This is a genomic window from Bacillus nitratireducens, assembly GCF_001884135.1.
Taxonomy (GTDB): Bacteria; Bacillota; Bacilli; order Bacillales; family Bacillaceae_G; genus Bacillus_A; species Bacillus_A nitratireducens.
In genome coordinates, this window is record NZ_MAOC01000026.1 from 82,743 (window position 1) to 101,621 (window position 18,879).

At 35.5% G+C, this 18,879-nt stretch carries 17 protein-coding genes, 2 pseudogenes and 3 other annotated features; of the genes and pseudogenes, 15 read left to right on the forward strand and 4 right to left on the reverse strand.

Features of this window, described 5'->3' with window-relative positions; genetic code table 11:
* Positions 1-69 precede the first annotated feature (69 nt).
* Both BAU23_RS10115 and BAU23_RS28985 read left to right on the forward strand, forming a co-directional pair.
* Positions 70-1,506, forward strand: a complete 1,437-nt coding sequence (locus tag BAU23_RS10115; protein ID WP_000364903.1) for a GntP family permease — start codon at positions 70-72, stop codon at positions 1,504-1,506.
* Positions 1,507-1,682: 176 nt separating this feature from the next.
* Positions 1,683-1,860, forward strand: a pseudogene (locus BAU23_RS28985) (flavoprotein); the annotation flags it as partial.
* Positions 1,861-1,951: 91 nt separating this feature from the next.
* Here the strand turns inward: BAU23_RS28985 and BAU23_RS10120 are convergent.
* Positions 1,952-2,437, reverse strand: coding sequence for a GNAT family N-acetyltransferase (locus tag BAU23_RS10120; RefSeq protein ID WP_071734325.1), 486 nt, complete (start codon positions 2,435-2,437; stop codon positions 1,952-1,954).
* A gap of 53 nt (positions 2,438-2,490) precedes the next feature.
* Positions 2,491-2,871, reverse strand: a complete 381-nt coding sequence (locus BAU23_RS10125; RefSeq protein WP_071734327.1) for a VOC family protein — start codon at positions 2,869-2,871, stop codon at positions 2,491-2,493.
* 248 nt (positions 2,872-3,119) lie between these two features.
* On the opposite strand from BAU23_RS10125, the gene BAU23_RS10130 reads away from it, so the two are divergent.
* The 4 genes from BAU23_RS10130 to BAU23_RS29735 are packed head-to-tail and all read left to right on the forward strand — an operon-like array spanning position 3,120 to position 5,390.
* Positions 3,120-3,611: a hypothetical protein gene (locus tag BAU23_RS10130; RefSeq protein ID WP_000529637.1), complete on the forward strand. Its 492-nt coding sequence runs from the start codon at positions 3,120-3,122 to the stop codon at positions 3,609-3,611.
* A gap of 52 nt (positions 3,612-3,663) precedes the next feature.
* Positions 3,664-4,230 carry a streptothricin N-acetyltransferase SatA gene (gene satA / locus BAU23_RS10135; protein WP_000060576.1) on the forward strand — a complete coding sequence of 189 codons (567 nt, stop codon included), beginning with the start codon at positions 3,664-3,666 and terminating at the stop codon, positions 4,228-4,230.
* Positions 4,231-4,264: 34 nt separating this feature from the next.
* A complete protein-coding gene (locus BAU23_RS10140; protein ID WP_001209497.1) occupies positions 4,265-4,678 on the forward strand; it encodes an SMI1/KNR4 family protein in 414 nt (137 codons plus the stop codon).
* A 37-nt stretch (positions 4,679-4,715) separates the two neighbouring features.
* Positions 4,716-5,390: a hypothetical protein gene (locus BAU23_RS29735; RefSeq protein ID WP_000177657.1), complete on the forward strand. Its 675-nt coding sequence runs from the start codon at positions 4,716-4,718 to the stop codon at positions 5,388-5,390.
* A 29-nt stretch (positions 5,391-5,419) separates the two neighbouring features.
* On the opposite strand, the gene BAU23_RS10150 is transcribed toward BAU23_RS29735, so the two are convergent.
* Positions 5,420-5,923 carry a kinase gene (locus tag BAU23_RS10150; protein WP_000843216.1) on the reverse strand — a complete coding sequence of 168 codons (504 nt, stop codon included), beginning with the start codon at positions 5,921-5,923 and terminating at the stop codon, positions 5,420-5,422.
* 376 nt (positions 5,924-6,299) lie between these two features.
* On the opposite strand from BAU23_RS10150, the pseudogene BAU23_RS10155 reads away from it, so the two are divergent.
* The 3 genes and pseudogenes from BAU23_RS10155 to BAU23_RS10165 all read left to right on the forward strand — a co-directional run bounded on the left by BAU23_RS10155 (position 6,300) and on the right by BAU23_RS10165 (position 7,726).
* Positions 6,300-6,605, forward strand: a pseudogene (locus BAU23_RS10155) (YfzA family protein).
* A gap of 13 nt (positions 6,606-6,618) precedes the next feature.
* Positions 6,619-7,158 carry a GNAT family N-acetyltransferase gene (locus BAU23_RS10160; RefSeq protein ID WP_016079415.1) on the forward strand — a complete coding sequence of 180 codons (540 nt, stop codon included), beginning with the start codon at positions 6,619-6,621 and terminating at the stop codon, positions 7,156-7,158.
* Positions 7,159-7,201: 43 nt separating this feature from the next.
* The gene (locus BAU23_RS10165) at positions 7,202-7,726 is read left to right on the forward strand and encodes a cysteine hydrolase family protein (RefSeq protein ID WP_071734329.1); all 525 of its coding nucleotides are present in this window, start codon (positions 7,202-7,204) and stop codon (positions 7,724-7,726) included.
* A 153-nt stretch (positions 7,727-7,879) separates the two neighbouring features.
* Here BAU23_RS10165 and BAU23_RS10170 read toward each other — a convergent pair whose 3' ends face one another.
* Entirely contained in the window at positions 7,880-8,317 is a 438-nt protein-coding gene (locus BAU23_RS10170; RefSeq protein ID WP_033656767.1) for a YndM family protein, read from the reverse strand.
* 151 nt (positions 8,318-8,468) lie between these two features.
* On the opposite strand from BAU23_RS10170, the gene BAU23_RS10175 reads away from it, so the two are divergent.
* The 6 genes from BAU23_RS10175 to aroA all read left to right on the forward strand — a co-directional run bounded on the left by BAU23_RS10175 (position 8,469) and on the right by aroA (position 18,857).
* Positions 8,469-11,981, forward strand: a complete 3,513-nt coding sequence (locus tag BAU23_RS10175) for a DUF4020 domain-containing protein (protein WP_071734331.1) — start codon at positions 8,469-8,471, stop codon at positions 11,979-11,981.
* Between the two features lie 108 nt (positions 11,982-12,089).
* Positions 12,090-12,326, forward strand: a binding site (T-box leader).
* A 54-nt stretch (positions 12,327-12,380) separates the two neighbouring features.
* Positions 12,381-12,615 (forward strand) — a binding site (T-box leader).
* 194 nt (positions 12,616-12,809) lie between these two features.
* Positions 12,810-13,886 (forward strand): bifunctional 3-deoxy-7-phosphoheptulonate synthase/chorismate mutase, encoded by a 1,077-nt coding sequence (locus tag BAU23_RS10180; RefSeq protein ID WP_001273571.1) that lies wholly within the window; start codon positions 12,810-12,812, stop codon positions 13,884-13,886.
* A 9-nt stretch (positions 13,887-13,895) separates the two neighbouring features.
* Positions 13,896-14,115: a binding site (T-box leader), on the forward strand.
* Between the two features lie 53 nt (positions 14,116-14,168).
* Positions 14,169-15,341 carry a chorismate synthase gene (gene aroC, locus BAU23_RS10185; protein ID WP_001269415.1) on the forward strand — a complete coding sequence of 391 codons (1,173 nt, stop codon included), beginning with the start codon at positions 14,169-14,171 and terminating at the stop codon, positions 15,339-15,341.
* Between the two features lie 17 nt (positions 15,342-15,358).
* Positions 15,359-16,459 (forward strand): histidinol-phosphate transaminase, encoded by a 1,101-nt coding sequence (gene hisC, locus BAU23_RS10190; protein ID WP_001197265.1) that lies wholly within the window; start codon positions 15,359-15,361, stop codon positions 16,457-16,459.
* Positions 16,452-17,552: a prephenate dehydrogenase gene (gene tyrA, locus BAU23_RS10195; RefSeq protein ID WP_000335160.1), complete on the forward strand. Its 1,101-nt coding sequence runs from the start codon at positions 16,452-16,454 to the stop codon at positions 17,550-17,552. The genes hisC and tyrA overlap by 8 nt, the downstream gene beginning before the upstream one ends.
* Before the next feature lie 15 nt (positions 17,553-17,567).
* Positions 17,568-18,857, forward strand: a complete 1,290-nt coding sequence (gene aroA, locus BAU23_RS10200; protein ID WP_016129724.1) for a 3-phosphoshikimate 1-carboxyvinyltransferase — start codon at positions 17,568-17,570, stop codon at positions 18,855-18,857.
* The last annotated feature ends 22 nt before the right edge of the window (positions 18,858-18,879 follow it).

Consider the following 18,879-nt stretch of genomic DNA (forward strand, 5'->3'; position numbering starts at 1 on the left):
TAACAATATATACAAACATAAAAGAATGTAAAGTTAAGAGAATCCATTTTATTGAGGGGGATTACGGTTATGGATTTATTGATTGTATTGCTATCGCTTGGCTTGCTTATATTTGTGGCTTACCGAGGATTCTCAGTCATTTTATTCGCTCCGTTATGTGCATTGCTAGCTGTGTTTTTAACAGAGCCGGAGTACGTTTTACCGTTCTTTTCCAATGTTTTTATGGCGAAGATGGTCGGATTCATAAAATTATATTTTCCTGTGTTTTTGCTTGGAGCGATATTTGGTAAAGTGGTAGAAATTACTGGAATAGCAGAAAAAATCGCGAAAATTATCATACGTTTTATAGGTGTGAAAAGAGCGATTCTTTCCATCGTGTTAATGGGGGCGATTCTTACATACAGTGGTGTCAGTTTATTTGTCGCAGTATTTGCGATTTATCCATTTGCGGCGCAATTATTTCGTGAGGCGGATATTCCGAAACGTCTCATTCCAGCGACAATTGCATTCAGTGCTTTTACGTTTTCGATGGATTCGCTTCCTGGATCGCCTCAAATCCAAAATGTTATTCCAACTACGTTCTTTAAAACAGATATTTATGCGGCTCCTACATTAGGAATTATAGGAGCATTGTTTATCTTTATATGTGGCATGCTGTATTTGGAAAGCTGTAGGAAAAAAGCTGCTGCTAAAGGAGAGGGGTACTTTGGTAAAGGCGGTGCCACTTCTGAACTTGCTGCCACAACTAGCGCACAATCGGTGCAAGCGCCGATTGCTTCCAGCGATGTTATTCCAGCTAGTTACTGGGTAGCTTTTCTTCCGCTTGTACTGGTTGGAGTGATGAATAAAGTCTTTACAGAATTCATCCCCGTTTGGTATACAAAGGGATTTGATTTTGCATCCATTGGTTTGAAGGAGTACGGAACGATTGATATGGGACAAGTCGTGGGTATTTGGTCAGTGGAAATGGCACTTCTTATCGGAATATTGGCTGCTATATTATTAAACTTCCAAGCGGTAAAAGAACATTTTCAATCTATTACAAGCGTAGGCGTAAGTGGTTCAATCTTAGCTGCCATGAACACTGCAGCCGAGTATGGATTTGGTGCCGTTATAGCAGCTTTACCCGGATTTGTCATGATTCAAAATTCTTTGACAGGGACATTTTCAAACCCTTTAATTAGCGGAGCGGTCATGACGAATATTTTGTGCGGTCTGACGGGATCAGGTTCGGGTGGAATGAGTATTACATTAGGTTTAATGGCAGAAAAATATATTGAAGCGGCAGCGAACTTTGATATTCCGTTAGATGTGCTGCATCGTGTAATTGCAATGGCAGCAGGAGGTATGGATACTTTACCTCATAACGGAGCAGTTATAACCTTACTTGCTGTTACAGGATTAACGCACCGGGAAGCTTATAAAGAGATTTTTGGTATTACGATAATTAAGACGCTTGCCGTTTTCTTCGTTGTTGGAGTGTATATGATGTTTTCTATTGTATAGGAGGGAGGTTGATTGGCTGTTATAAATAACGCAGCCATCAAGTTAAGATTATGTATAATGGTAAACAGAAACAGCCATCATTTCATGGAATGATGGCTGTTTGTATGTTTTCAATGAATTTCACAAAAAACTTCAAGTGTAGATTGGAATTGAACTATCCACTTGGTTTAGAGGAGGGGGATAAAGCCCATGAATCTTTATTACTTACACTAGGTATGCTAGATACAATTGTCGTTCAAAAGGATCCCATCTGTACGTACTAAATTTAGTGATGATGCAAAAGTTACAGATCGGGATACAAAGCAAGCTCTTACCTCTTTAGTTCAAAGTGTAGTAGACGAAATAAAAGGATAATAATTTAATTTGTATAAAAACGATAATGGGATCTTTAAAATTATAAAGAGGGAAAAAGGCAATACTACCGATAGTATTGCCTTTTATATAGTTAAATATATTTACTCAATATCTCTCCAGGTAATCCATCAATCTCACAAACTACATCTGATGTAAAACCAACGTTAATTAATATTTTTCGAGAGGGGATATTATTTGGATCGATAATTGCCTTTAGTACGTTTACATCTGTCTGCTTCGCTATTTCAATTAATTCTCTTGCAATATAACTACCATATCTTTTTCCCCAGTGCTCTGGCAAAATCATATACCCAATTTCAGCTTCTTTTACATGATCTTCATGCACTGTTACATGTCCAAGGCCGATAAATTCATTTGTTGCACTGTCATAAACTGTATAAGACCCAACCAGTTTATGTTTTTCATTGCGCCTTAACAATTTTTCATAGTCGTTTTGTGCCTCTTCTAGCAGAATAGCACGCTCTGTAATTTGTGCCATCACTCTTTCATTTGATACGAGCTGAAAGTATAGATTAAAATCTGTTGCTTCAAATTTTTTGAAATGTAGTTTATGCATCGGATTCCTCCAAACGAATTTTTAATTGTTCTTCAGAAAAGATAAAACGACAGTTAAATAGTAATCTCTATTTGATTACCTCCCGGATCGCTTATTACACTTTCATAATAGCCATCTCCAGTGAAACGTGGTCCATTTAATAAAGGATAACCTGCTTCTTTTAACGTTTTTGTTAGTTCATTTACACGTTCTTCACTACCAACAGAGAAAGCCATATGTGCATAGCCAGTTATATTTAGGTTAGGCTCGTTTTCTATGCCTTTCTTACGCATAATTTCAAGACGCGCTCCAGATTCGAACGTAATAAAATATGATTCAAATTGTTTTGCTTCGTTATGATATAAAGAGTTTGTTTTGCCGTTGAAATACTTTGTATAAAAAGTACGCATTAATTCTAAATCATTTACCCAAATTGCTATATGTTCGATTTTCATTCGTTTCACCAATCCTATCTTTATGTAAATTTTAAAAAGTATACTCTGTAGTAATTAGCGGAGGTGAACAACACTAATTAGATGTTCACTTTATTAAATTTGCAATCATATTTCAAGAAATAGGAAAAAGCGGATTGTAATAAAAAAGTTTTATTAATGGTATTAGATAATTTTTAAGTCATAACATGCATACAATGTCTAATTAAGTGAATTACGTACGTCAAAATTTCAAATAAGGAGGGGCATTTGTGGGGCAATTTGAACAAATGATGATTGTCGGTATTTCCATGTCTTTTATACTATCTATTATGATATTAGGGTCTACATATTATAACCCTCGCCTTTGGTTAAATGATTATCCGAAAGATATTCAAAAAGTAGTTTTGCCAAAATCGATAAATGAAAAAAAACAAACGTTTTATTTCGGAATTATTTACAATATTATTCTCTTCGGAACACCTTTCATTTCTACATATATACTACATCACCATGTGAAATTATTGTATATTGAGGCTTATTTACATACTTTTGGGATTGTAATGATTTTTAATTTAGTAGATTTATTAATAATCGATTGGCTTATATTTTGCTGGATTACTCCGAGGTTTGTTGTTATTCCTAGTACTGAGGGAATGAAAGGATATAAAGACTATAAGTTTCACTTAAGAGGTGCAATAGCTGGAACGCCATTTTTAGCAATTGTAAGTTTATTTTTGGCAGGAATTGCGACAACTATTTAGTATAAGGAAGAGAGGGACGAAACGTTAATACTTATACTTAAAGGAGTAAATAATGAGCCTTGTGATTAGAAAACTAGAAATAAATGATTTAGACCATTTACCTGAAATTGATGATAGTTTTACAGTGAATGCTCGGTTAGTGCTTTCTGTTTCAAAAATAAATAACCGAATAGAATATACAGTAGAAAACGTACCTAGTTATGAAAAAAGTTATTCAGAAAATCAGTATGATGACGATGAAGAAGAACTAGCTTACAATGAATATATAAATAATTCTAATCAAGTAATTTACATAGCGCTTTTACATAACCAAATCGTAGGAGTTATCATATTGAAAAAGAATTGGAATCGCTATGCATATATAGAAGATATAAAAGTGGATAAAGAATGTCGAGAACTCGGAATTGGTAGAAGGTTAATAGAACAAGCAAAGAAGTGGGCAAAAGAAGGTAATATGCCAGGTATTATGCTTGAAACACAAAATAATAATGTTGCAGCGTGTAAGTTTTATGAGAAGTGTGGATTTGTAATTGGGGGATTAGATTTTCTCGTATATAAAGGGATAAATGAGAAAAATGATGAAGTTGCGATTTATTGGTATTTAAAATTTGCAGCGTAATTATGTTAGTAAAGTTAAAGGCTAGGTGTACCTTATGAGAGAAGTAAGAGAGATCATTCAAACAAGGAAAACAGGAGTAGACGAAATAGATATAAAGGAAACGGAAGAAAAGTTAGGTGCTATTTTCCCAGAGCAATATAGAGACCTTTTCAAATTAGTTAATAACGCTGAAATAGGGGAATGGATACTATATCCTATTAAAGATAGTAGAAATCTAAAAAAAACATGGGATGATATTATTAGACAAAATATTGAAATGAGAGAAGAAGATATACCTGAAAACCTTATTATAATTGGTGATGATGGTTCAGGGGATAAGTTGTGCTTCAAAATAAATAATGGAGTAATGAGTGATGTAATATATCTTTGGTATCATGAAGATGCAGAGATTGAAGAATATGCCCAGGATTTAAAAGGTTTTATCACAGCAACTACTCAGGAAAATTGAAAAGATTTTATTGATTTAAATGAAGCGAGGATTAAAAATGACAATGGAATTATATGGCGAACATTGGGATGGAATAAAAGGGTATAGAGTAATGGAAGGGAAAGATTCATATAATCATTATTTCGGTGGTCAAGATTGTGAATTACCATTGTGTAAGTTATGCGGTGAGAAAATGCATCAAATTTTTTGTTTTGATTTGAAAGATGAGAGACTTGCTGAACTTAAAAATGATGAAATGAATGTGTTACCATTCGTCTCTTGCTTAAATTGTGCGATGGTGTGGGAGCCGCAATATTTTCAATTAAGTAATGGGGGCAAAACGGTACAAATAATAAAACAAGACAATACGGAAGAGTGGATTATGGAAGCTGAGGATAAGCTACCGGCCAATCTTCCAAAAACTAATGTAAAGCTAACGAATATGAAAAATGAAGATATACCTACTGATGAAGATAGTTACTGGGAAGCTTTTGACTTATTCGGTTCGGAATATGTATGTAGATTGTTAGGACCGCCTTTATATGGTGATGTTCCAGAAGATTTAGGATGTCCAACTTGTTCGAAAGAGATGAAATATGTTGCTACAATTACACAAGATCTTGAGGGACGGGAACTTATTTCAGTAGTTGATTTTCAGTTTGGGGAAATGAATATATATTATTACTTATGTAAAGATTGCTCCTTAATGAAAACCGAAATACAAGGTACATAATAAAGTAAGACTGACATAATGAGTCAGTCTTATTTTTGTTGCGTCACATCATTAACAATCGCATGAAATATGTCTTTTTGCGTGAAATCATCTGTAAAAATAGTTTCTCTATCAACTTCAATTGAATCGTGCGGGTTATACCATTTACTTAATAAATCTTCTCCAAATTCAAGTCTTTTTTCTCTCGTATTATGCCGTCTAATTGTTTCTTCAAGTGATAAATCAAAATAATATGTATAAGCGTTTCCTTCAAAATAATGTATTAATTCTTTTAACATATCACCGTATCTACGACTGTTTAGTATACCTTCTAAAATAACAAATTCACATTTTCCTTTTCCGTACTTCGTAATTTCAAAAATTAAATCGTGAGACAGATTTCCCATTGTGTCGTGAACTTTTAACATATCTCTACGAACTACATCTTGAGAGACTAGTAGTGTTCCTTGCCCGAAATGTTCTTGCAGTTCTTTTGCGATCGTTGTCTTGCCACTTGCGGAGTTTCCTCGAAGAATGATTAATGTTGATTTCAAAGTCTCATCTCCAAATTGTAAGTGTTTTTTAGCGCTTTATGTGGGAAAATCTCTTAGTTGGATAAGTAATAGTTTATGGCATTTGTTCTAGGTTGAACAGTTTAAATTTTATTTGTAAAGATACAGCGAATAGCGAATAGGTAAACTCATCGTAAGTTAAAAGATTGTAATCGACAAATCTTATTTTGCTATAAAACTTTTGTACAGATATGTTGTCAGGGTGAACTGTTAAACGAATTCGCTGACAACATATAAATTATAAAAGTAGAAGTAGTTTTCAATTGTAATGTTTTGTGTATTATTTAGAATTTTTTTACAATTTAACAAAATAAAGTGTATAATCAATGTGATGAAAAATAAAGAGGGGATAAAGTAGGTGGGAGATATAATTACAAAAGGACAGCCTGTATGGAAACGGACATGGTTTGGCTATTTAGAGGCAGTTTTACGTATTTAATTACTATTTATTATTTGTGAAGTCACTACATGGGCACCACACTTTAGAACGGGTGGAGAATTTTTTAATACAATATTAAACTCTCAATTTTTCACGGAATGGTTCGTACCATATCAAATCCCACAATTTAATGTATTTACAGCGTTTTTTGCGATAACATTACTACCAAATGCGTTAATAGGTGCAATTAAAGATTTAATCTTGAGAAAAAATATAAATAATTAATAAGAGGTACTACATGCTATTTCAAAAAGAAAATTTATCGGTTAGGTACGTAATAAAAAAAGATGCACCTATCATTTCCACATGGTTAACAAACCCAGAAGTTTTACAGTATTACGAAGGACGAGATAATCCGCAATCTGTAGAAAAGGTACTTGCTCATTTTATACATAATCCAAACAGTAATGAAAAAAGATGCTTAGTAGAATTCGACGAAATGCCGATCGGTTACATTCAAATGTATCCAGTTGATTTTGAATGGAAAGCGTTATATGGATATGAAGAATCACAAAATGTATGGGGAATGGACCAATTTATCGGTGAACCACCCTTTTGGGGAAAGGGAATTGGAACAAAACTCGTTCAAGCAGCAATTACATACATTATGAAAGAAGAGGGGGCAGAAACAATTGCAATGGACCCTAAAGTAAATAACGAACGTGCGATAAAGTGTTATGAAAAATGCGGATTTAAAAAAGTGAAGATTTTAAAGGAACATGAACTGCATGAGGGGAAATTAGAAGATTGTTGGATGATGGAATATAAACAATTATAATGATTTATGAAAGGGCTTATACAAACAAAGGGAGCTGTGTAAAATGAAAAAAGCATTAATAGTAATTGATGTGCAAGCGGGTATGTATACAGCAGGAATCCCAGTACATAATGGGGAAAAGTTTTTAGAAACATTACAAGAACTTATTGGGGAATGTCGTTCAAATGGTATTCCGGTTATTTACGTCCAACATAACGGGCCAAAAGATCATCCATTAGAAAAAGGGACAGATGGTTGGAAAGTACATGCGGCAATTGCTCCGCAAGAGGATGATAGTATCGTTGAAAAGACGACACCCGATTCATTTAATAAGACGAAATTGAACAAAGTTTTACAAGAAAAAGGCATAGAGCATGTTATTATTTCAGGAATGCAAACCGAGTACTGTGTTGATACAACAACGCGTAGAGCGTTTAGTGAAGGATATAAAGTAACATTAGTAAGTGATGCCCATAGCACGTTTGATACAGATGTATCACGTGCTGAAGATATTGTGAAGCATCATAACGTCGTGTTGGGATCATTTGCAGATGTTATTGCGTTAAAAAATTTAAAAGTAGAAGCGTAAGTAAGTGTTGAAGGAGAAGCTATTCTAAATGGAAATTTGGAACAGCTTCTTTTTATTTTTATCGATAAATCGCAAATATAATTTCATTCACCGTAAAGATAATGTAAAAAAGGAGCACCAGATTATCAACAAGGGTACTCCTTCACCAAAACGTTATTTCTTCTTATCTTTATCCAACACATTCTGTTCCTCAGCAAACTCCGTACCATATGCAAATCTGCGATTAATACGAATATTATCGTTGTTATGACGAGTACGTGAATGAGAAAAGCGATGAACAATTACTTCAGATAATGTAAAGACGATGGCAGAAAGGATACTGCCCCAAGCAATTTGCATGTAGTTGTCTAATAAAATATTTCCGAAGATCCAAACGCTTAAATACGTAAGTAAAAAGTTTGTCATAATGGCAGCAGAATCGCCAATTCGATTTAAAATGATTTTATCAACAAACATATAAGAAACGATTGTGACAAATAGACTAAAAGAAATAATTTGGACGAACGTAGCAGGGAAAAATAAAGCTAATCCGATACTAAAAGCGATGATACACGATATAAATTTAATTACTATTACAGTAAAATCATTCAACATTTACACCTCCGATTTATACATAGTTTTACAATAAATTCAGGAGTTCATACATTGGAACTGATTTATTTAGATAAAACTTTTTCATGTTTGAATTTTTGTCTAAATATTAAAAAAACAGAAGAAAAATGTTATAGTAAAATGAGAGCGTATGACATTTTTAGGTAAGGGGGAATCCGGGATGTGGATAACTTCAGAAGTAGAAATTCCAGATGAGTTAATCGATCACCTTGAACAAGGGAAGTTAGTATTATTCGTTGGAGCAGGAGTTTCTATGAAGGGGAAATCAAACTTACCGAATTTCGATGATTTAGTTGATGAAATTTCGAAAGCTTTATATGTCGAAAAGCGTGAGATGACAGAACCCCACGATTATTATCTTGGTAAAATTGCGAAAACGAAAGATGTGCATCAAGTTGCAAGAGATCTCGTTAATATAGATAAATCAAAACCAAACCCATTACACTATGCTATTCCAAGGCTGTTCCCAGTAGATACGGATGTTCGTATTGTAACGACAAACTTTGATCAACATTTTACATCTGTAATCGCTGAAATGAAAAGAGAGCTGAATATTTATTATGCGCCAGCTTTACCGACAGGGAGAGCGTTTAAAGGATTGGCTTACATACATGGAAATATAGAACAGGAGAAAGAAGCTTTAATTTTAACAGATGGTGATTTTGGAAGGGCTTACTTAACAGAAGGTTGGGCGAGACGATTTTTAGTTGATTTATTTTCTAATTACACCGTTTTATTCGTTGGTTATAGTCATAATGACCCAGTAATGAAATATTTAGCAACAGGTTTACCACCGAGTACAAGGCGTTATGCTTTCGTCGCACAAGGTGATAATACATACCACTGGGAACATTTAGGAATAAGACCGATTGTGTATCCGAATAAAGCTAATAATCACCAGTCACTTGTGAAAGCGGTGAAACGATGGGCGGAATTAATGGGTGATAATTATATTACGAAAAGAATGCGTATTCGTGATATTGTAACCGTTCCTCCATCAGTAGAACAGGAGCAATTATCATATATAAAACAATCAATAAAAAAAATCGAAACAGTTCGGTACTTTGTTGAATTTGCTCGTGATTACGAGTGGGTGGAATGGCTTGAAGCAGAGGGGAAACTAAGAAATTTATTTCAGCTTACAGCAAATTATGATGAAGTAGATGAATTACTTGCAGAATGGTTAGTGGAGCAATTCCTTTTTACTCATCAAAAAGAACTATTTCAATTGATTTTTAAAAATCATTCTAAAATATCCCCGTTATTGTGGCGAATAATTTGTACTTACTTGAACGAAACGAAAGAAACGATGGATCCTTTGTTGTTTGCAAAATGGACATTGCTTATATTAGAAACGGCAGAAAAAGATAGTAGCTCTATTGAAATGATTTCATACTTACTGCAAAAATGTTCTTTCCCAGAGCATAAAGAAATTGCTTTATTGTTACTAACGTTTATTTTAGATGGAAAACTTAAATTGAAGCGTGTAAGAAAATGGGGAAATGATACGCAAGAATCAATTGAACTAGAGGAATCGAGTCGTTTACCGGTGTCTAAATTTTCTCATGTGGAGCTAATTTGGAATGATAAGATGAGACCGCATATTACTTATTATGCTGTTCCCATCATGATGATGGGATTAGAAAAGATTCGCCTGTTGTCATTAAGACAAACAGCACTGAAAAAAAGAAATAAGGATAATGTGGAGAGAGAGTTTTATCAAAATGACCTCGCATTTTTAATTCAAATTGTAAAAGAGTGTCTTACATATTTATGTGAAAACAATGAGAAAAAAGCGGATTATTATATTACAGAAATGATAGGAACAGATAGTATACTTCAAAAGCGAATCGCGATTGAAGCGATGAATAAAAATGTGTTCGTTACTGCGGATGTCAAATTGAAGTGGTTACTACATGAAGGCCTTCTGTTAGATTTCACATATAAACATGAAGTGTTTCAACTGTTAAAGAATTATTATGCAGATGCTTTAGAAGAAACAAAAGAAGAAGTGATTCAAACTGTATTAGAACATCTTGCAGAAGAGAGGGCGTTTGATGCTTGTCTCGTATTAGATTCATTATTTGCATGCGATGCGAATAGTCGAAGCACGATAGAAGGATATGAATTAATGAAACAGAAGCACCCTCATTTTTCTTCTGATCGATACAGTGTTCCGAAGAAAGAATCTATTGAACAAAGCATTACTTGTAATGTAACAGCTGATGGATTACTACAGCTGAAAGACGATGAAATAATGAAGCAAGTTCTGCAGTTTTCTCAAGATGGTGTTTTTGAGCAACGCCATTTTTTAGAGATGTTATCAAAAGCATGTAAATTGAATGTAGAGTGGAGTATTTCGTTTGCTTATCAACTAGTAGGCGTACATGAAATTAGTAATGAAGTTTGGTTTGTTTGTATTAGAGAATGGCGAAATAATAGGAATTTAACGAGTGAGCAAATTCAAAGGATTATTCCGTTATTGCAGAAGTTTTCTCGAAATACTACTTTTCATTGGCTAATTAGTAGTTTTCTATATGAAATTAGCAATCGATTAGAAGAGCTAGAAGAAAATAGTATACGGGTTGTAAAGCGCTTTGCTTTTTCAGTATTTCCACAAGTTATGAGAGGGGAAACAGATTTTAAAATTGGAAAACAAGAGTTTTACAATGAGTCTATACAGCATCCTGTTGGGAAGATGACAGCTGTATTACTAAAACTGTTAGCGTATGATCACTTATATGATCGCAATGTGTATGAATATTTATTTTTATTTGAGGAACAGGTAAGGGTTACTTCGGAAAGAACGAACTTTATGTTAACTCGTTTAACAGCAGATATTACGTTTTTATACCATATTGAGAAGCAATGGTGTCGAAAATATTTATTACCTTACTTAGATTTAAAGAAAGAAAATGAGCTGACCAAATATGCGTGGGCGGGATTATGTTATACGCAAATTAATTTACCTCTATTTACAGAAATAAAGAGATATATTAAATATGCGGTAGAACATTTAGAGGTGCTGCACCCGTATACGAGAGAAGCGTTTTTAAAATGGCTTAGCTTTGTATTTATTAAATGTGTACTGTATTGGGAGCAAAAAACAGATTGGTTATACCCACTCTTAATGCAAGTAAACGAAAATAATAAAATTAAATTTATGCAGTATGTATGCTACTACGTAAAAACGTTAAGCGGAAAAGAACAACAAAAATTTTGGACAGCATGGCTAAGTGTATTTTTAAGAGAACGTCCGAAAATGGGTGTAATAACTACGAGAGAATATATGATGCTTTTACGTATTGTATTATGTATGGATGAAATTTTAGAAAAAGGACTTTGTATTATATCAAGTAAATTTCTAGGTGTAGAAGGGCAATGCAATCAAGAGGAAATGAAACAGTTATTTACTGAGATGCTTGAAAAGAAGAATGGCATGAAAGAATATAAAGGGCTTTATGCAAATGTCTTTTTTATTTTACTTCAAACACGTCAAGAAGCTGATTTACTTGAGAAGGAAATCATACAAATAAAAGAACAATTAACCCAGTATGGAGTAGAAAAACACGTATTAAAATTAATTGAAAATGAGATGATTCGTATCGGAATAGTAATGGAGAATTTGCACGAAGAATTCTAGGGTGAAAGCGGAATTTTAAAAAAATAAATAAAAAGTTGTTGACAGTGTTTTAAAAAGCGTTCTATAATACGAATCATACTTATTCAATTTCAAAAACATTTGAATAAACAAAGTGCAATGAAGAGATCACAGTAGTGGTTAGTCTTACTGTAACAGAGAGCTGGTGGTTGGTGTGAACCAGTACAGGGATAATCATGAATTACAGTCTTGGAGCATCTTTTTCGTAGTAAAGATACAATTGTCTTTATGAAGAAAGAGCGGTCAAATGATCGTTAACAGTGAAGAGAGGTAGACGGAAATTTAGTCTACAACTAGGGTGGTACCGCGATAAATATCGTCCCTACTGATTTATTCAGTAGGGACTTTTTGTATTTTGACGGTCCAACTTGAAAATATAATAAACATGCGTTGAAAGGAAAAGCAGTAGTTGTTGTTTCCCTGTAACAGAGAGCTGGTGGTTGGTGCGAACCAGTACAAAAACAAGAGCGAATTACAGTCCTGGAGCATCTTTTTCGTAGTAAAGATATGTATCTTTATGAAGGGAAAGACGGTCACATTGATCGTTAACAATGAAGAGAGGTAGACGACAGTTGTCTACAACTAGGGTGGTACCGCGATAAATATCGTCCCTACTGATTGAATCAGTAGGGCTTTTTTGTACAAAAAAGTGGCTTATTAACTAGTAGTTAGTGTCTTTATGGTAATTATTAGTTTAAAATAAGAAGAGGTATCGATTCCACTTTAAATTTGTATAATTAACCAGTTCTGAAAATAGAGAATTTTTCATTCTCTTACTATACTTTTAAAACATTAGAGGAGGATTTCCAAATGGCAAATCATGAATTAGATCAATTACGTAAACAGGTAGATGAAATTAACTTACAACTATTACACCTATTAAACAAACGCGGTGAAATCGTTCAAAAAATCGGGGAACAAAAACAAGTACAAGGTACGAAACGTTTTGACCCAGTACGTGAGCGTGAAGTGCTTGATATGATCGCAGAGCATAACGAAGGACCATTCGAAACGTCAACGGTTCAACATATTTTCAAAACGATTTTCAAAGCAAGCTTAGAATTACAAGAAGATGATAACCGTAAAGCGTTACTAGTATCACGTAAAAAGAAAAAAGAAAATACAATCGTTAATGTGAAAGGCGAATTGATTGGAAACGGAACACAAACGTTCATTATGGGACCTTGTGCAGTAGAAAGCTTAGAGCAAGTTCGCCAAGTAGGGCAAGCGATGAAAGATCAAGGGCTAAAATTAATGCGCGGTGGTGCTTTCAAACCGAGAACATCTCCATACGATTTCCAAGGTTTAGGAGTAGAAGGATTACAAATTTTACGCCAAGTAGCAGATGAGTTCGACTTAGCGATTATTAGTGAAATTTTAAATCCGAACGATGTTGAAATGGCGCTAGACTACGTTGATGTAATTCAAGTTGGAGCACGTAACATGCAAAACTTCGATTTACTACGAGCTGTAGGTAAAGTTAACAAGCCAGTATTACTAAAACGTGGATTAGCAGCAACAATTGATGAGTTCATTAACGCAGCGGAATACATTATTGCGCAAGGTAATGACCAAATTATTCTTTGTGAGCGCGGTATCCGCACATACGAAAGAGCGACACGTAACACATTAGATATTTCAGCAGTTCCGATTTTAAAGAAAGAAACACATTTACCAGTTATCGTTGACGTAACACATTCAACTGGACGTAGAGATTTACTATTACCAACAGCGAAAGCAGCACTTGCTATTGGAGCAGATGCAGTAATGGCGGAAGTACATCCAGACCCAGCAGTTGCTTTATCAGATTCTGCGCAACAAATGGATATTCCGGAATTCCATAGATTCATGGATGAATTAAAAGGTTTCAAAAATAAATTATCTTAATTCCATATCATATATGCGCTGAAGAGGAAACAGTAGTGCTTATCTCACTGTTAAAGAGAGCTGATGGCCGGTGTGAATCAGTACAAAGGTAAGCATGAATTACAGCCTTGGAGCATCTTTCCCGCCAATTTGTGGAGGGGAAGACGGTCAAACGATCGTTAAAGAAGAAGAGAGGTAGACGATAGTTGTCTACAACTAGGGTGGTACCGCGATAAACATCGTCCCTACTGAGCGCTCAGTAGGGACTTTTTTGTACAAAAAAATAGTAAAGGGGCAAGAGAAATGAGATACATTACAGCTGGAGAATCACATGGTCCGCAGTTAACGGTTATTTTAGAAGGTGTACCGGCAGGTTTAACATTAACAGCGGAACATATTAATAAAGAATTATTAAGAAGACAAAAAGGACATGGGCGCGGAAGACGCATGCAAATTGAAACAGATACTGTTGAAATTGTAAGTGGTGTTCGTCACGGGATGACACTTGGCTCACCAATTACGTTAATCGTAAAAAATGATGATTTCAAACATTGGACGAAAGTAATGGGTGCAGACCCGATTTCAGAGCAAGAAAGTAAAGAAATGAAACGTACAATTACAAAACCACGTCCAGGACATGCAGATTTAAACGGAGCTATTAAATACGGTCATCGTGATATAAGAAACGTATTAGAGCGCTCATCTGCAAGAGAAACGACAGTTCGTGTAGCTGCTGGTGCAGTTGCAAAACAAATTTTGAAAGAGTTAGGTGTGGAAATTGCAGGGCATGTGCTTGAAATTGGTGGAGTGCAAGCGAAGCATATTTCAAACTTACCAATTGAAGAAATTAAAACGATAACTGAAAATTCACCTGTTCGATGTTTAGATAAAGAAGTAGAACAAGAAATGATGGATGCAATCGATAATGCGAAAAGCAGCGGAGATTCAATCGGTGGTATTGTTGAGGTAATTGCAGAAGGTATGCCAATTGGCGTTGGTAGCTACGTTCATTACGATCGTAAATTAGATGCAAAACTTGCTGGTGCTATTATGAGTATTAATGCATTTAAAGGTGCTGAAATTGGTGTTGGTTTTGAAGCGGCAAGACAACCAGGAAGTAAAGTGCACGATGAAATCCTTTGGGATGAAGAAAAAGGATACACGAGAAAAACGAACAATGCCGGCGGTTTAGAAGGCGGTATGACAACGGGAATGCCAATTGTCATAAGAGGCGTAATGAAGCCAATTCCTACATTATATAAACCGTTAGCAAGCGTAGATATTGATACGAAAGAAGCATTCCAAGCGAGTATTGAGAGATCTGATAGTTGCGCAGTACCAGCAGCAGGTGTAGTAGCTGAATCTGTTGTGGCATGGGAACTTGCAGATGCACTAGTCGAACAATTCGGAAAAGATCGTATGGAATTATTAAAGCAAAACATTACACAACATAACAAATACGCAAAAGAATTTTAAAAAAAGGTGGGTTTAACATGCAAGTAAAAGATCAACTATCATCATTACAACCATATAAACCAGGTAAATCCCCAGAGCAAATGAAAGAAGTATACGGAGATCATTCGTTTGTGAAATTAGCATCGAATGAAAATCCATTCGGTTGTTCACCACGAGTTTTAGAAGAGTTGCAAAAATCGTGGTTGGAACATGCTTTATATCCTGACGGAGGTGCGACAACGCTCCGTCAAACAATCGCAGACAAATTAAATGTTCAAATGGAACAAATACTTTGCGGCAGTGGTTTAGATGAGGTCATTCAAATAATAAGTCGCGCAGCATTACGAGCTGGAGATAACATCGTAACGGCTGGCGCGACATTCCCACAGTACCGTCATCATGCAATTATTGAAGGCTGTGAAGTGAAAGAAGTTGCTTTAAATAACGGTGTATACGACTTAGACGAAATCTCGTCAGCCGTTGATAACAATACAAAAATAGTTTGGATTTGTAATCCGAACAACCCGACAGGCACATATGTGAATGAGCGAAAATTGACTCAATTCATTGAAAGCATTAGTGAAAATACGTTAATTGTCATTGATGAAGCGTACTATGAATACGTAACAGCAAAAGATTTCCCTGAGACATTACCGCTTCTAGAAAAACATAACAACATTCTTGTACTTAGAACGTTTTCTAAAGCGTACGGATTAGCTTCTTTCCGAGTTGGTTATGCGATTGGACAGGAAGAGTTAATCGAGAAATTAAATGTCGTACGTTTGCCATTTAACGTATCTTCATTAGCGCAAAAAGCAGCGACGATTGCTTTTAACGATGAAGAGTTTATTGAAGAAATTGTACGTGTTAATACAGAGGGATTACAACAATACGAAAGTTTTTGTAAGGAAAACGAAATTCCATTTTATCCGTCGCAAACAAACTTCATCTTCTTACCAGTGGATAATGGGGGAGAGATTTATGAAGCTTGTGCACACGCAGGATTTATTATTCGTCCGTTCCCAAATGGTGTCCGTATTACAATCGGAACTAGGGAACAAAATGAAGGAGTGATTTCAGTGTTAAAACAACACTTTGAAAATAAAAAAGGTAAGTCTCGAGATGAGGCAAATGTGTAAAAAGGTAGTATTAATTGGAACAGGTTTAATAGGAGGTTCTCTCGCATTAGCAATTAAAAAAGAACACGACGTAACGATAACAGGCTATGACATATTTAAAGAGCAAGTAGAGCGTGCGAAAGAATTACATGTAGTAGATGAAGTAGCAGTAGATTTACAGCGTGCATGTGAAGAGGCACATTTAATCGTCTTTGCCTCTCCAGTTGAAGAAACGAAAAAGTTATTACACAAACTTGCATCATTTCATTTACGAGAAGATGTTATTGTTACCGATGTAGGAAGTACGAAAGGGACAATCATGAATGAAGCGGAAGCTTTATTATCAAAGAAAGTTGCTTTTATCGGTGGACATCCAATGGCAGGTTCTCACAAAACAGGAGTTGAAAGTGCGAAGGCGCATTTATTTGAAAATGCATTTTACATTTTAACACCGATGAATCATGTATTAGATGAGCGAGTAGAAGAGTTGAAAGAATGGTTAAAAGGAACAGGATCACATTTTCTCGTTTTAAATACAGAAGAACACGATTATGTAACAGGGATCGTTAGTCATTTTCCGCATCTTATCGCAGCAGGATTAGTAAAACAAGTTGAGAAGCATGCTGGTGATAATCCGCTTATTCATCAACTAGCGGCTGGTGGTTTTAAAGACATTACACGCATTGCATCAAGTAGCCCGAAAATGTGGAGTGATATTGTAAAGCAAAATCGCGGGCATTTATTGGAACTATTAGAAGAATGGATCTCAGAAATGGAAGAGTTATATAAGACTGTTTCTAAAGGAGATGCAGGTGAAATACAAAACTATTTCGCTGACGCAAAAGAATACCGTGATTCTTTACCAGTGCGAAAGAGAGGTGCAATTCCTGCCTATCATGACTTATACGTCGATGTTTTAGATAAAGTAGGGGCCTTAGCTCATATTACGAGTATTTTAGCAGAAGAGGAAATTAGCATTACAAACTTGCAAATTTTAGAAGCACGCGAAGGATTGCTCGGGGTACTTAGAATTAGCTTCCAAAGAGAAGAAGATCGCATGAAGGCAAAGCTGGCGCTAGGAAAAGAAGAATACCAAACGTATGAAACAATTTAAAAAGAGGGTGATAACGTGAAAGAAACTACAATACAAACAGTAACTAACGGATTGAATGGCACAATTACAATCCCTGGAGATAAATCAATTTCCCATCGCGCTGTCATGTTTGGCGCAATTGCAGAGGGAAAAACAACAATTAAAGGATTTCTTCCTGGTGCGGATTGTTTAAGTACTATTTCCTGTTTTAAAGAAATGGGAGTAGAGATAACGCAAAATGGAGAAGAAGTTACGGTAATTGGAAAAGGATTAGAAGGTTTGCAAGAGCCAAAAGCTGTATTAGATGTTGGTAATTCTGGTACAACGATCCGATTAATGTCAGGGATTTTGGCTAACACACCATTTTTCTCTTGCGTACAAGGTGATGCGTCCATCGCAAAAAGACCGATGAAACGTGTAACAAATCCATTAAAGCAAATGGGTGCAAAAATTGATGGCCGAGAAGAAGGAACGTTTACACCGCTAACAATACGTGGCGGAGATTTACAAGCAATTGAATACACTTCACCTGTAGCAAGTGCACAAGTAAAGTCAGCTATTTTACTTGCAGGCCTTCGCGCAGAAGGTGTAACAGCAGTTACAGAACCACATATTTCACGCGACCATACGGAAAGAATGCTTGAAGCATTTGGAGTTAAAGTAACTCGCGAAGGAAAAACAGTGAAACTTGCAGGTGGGCAAAAGTTAACAGCAACAGACGTTCAAGTGCCAGGTGACGTATCATCAGCAGCCTTTTTCTTAGTAGCAGGCGCAATCATTCCAAATAGTAAACTAGTATTACAAAATGTAGGGATGAACCCAACACGTACAGGTATTATTGATGTTTTAGAGAAAATGGGTGCTATGTTCACTGTAGTGCCAATTAACGAAGGATCATCAGAACCAGCTGCAAACATTACGATCGAAACATCTTCATTAAAAGGAATTGAAATTGGCGGAGATATTATCCCAAGATTAATCGATGAAATTCCTGTTATCGCTTTAGCGGCAACACAAGCAGAAGGCATTACAGTTATTAAAGATGCACACGAGTTAAAAGTAAAAGAAACGAACCGTATTGATACAGTCGTTGCGGAATTAACGAAACTCGGAGCCCGCATTGAAGCAACTGATGACGGAATGATTATATACGGCAAATCAGCTTTAAAAGGTAGTGCAGTAAATAGTCACGGAGATCATCGCATTGGCATGATGCTTGCGATTGCCGGCTGTATTGCTGAGGGAGAAACAACAATTGAAGATGCAGAAGCGGTAGGTGTATCATATCCTACATTTTTTGAAGAACTACAAACGTTAGCTAAATAAAGTGATGAGAAGCAGATATGTA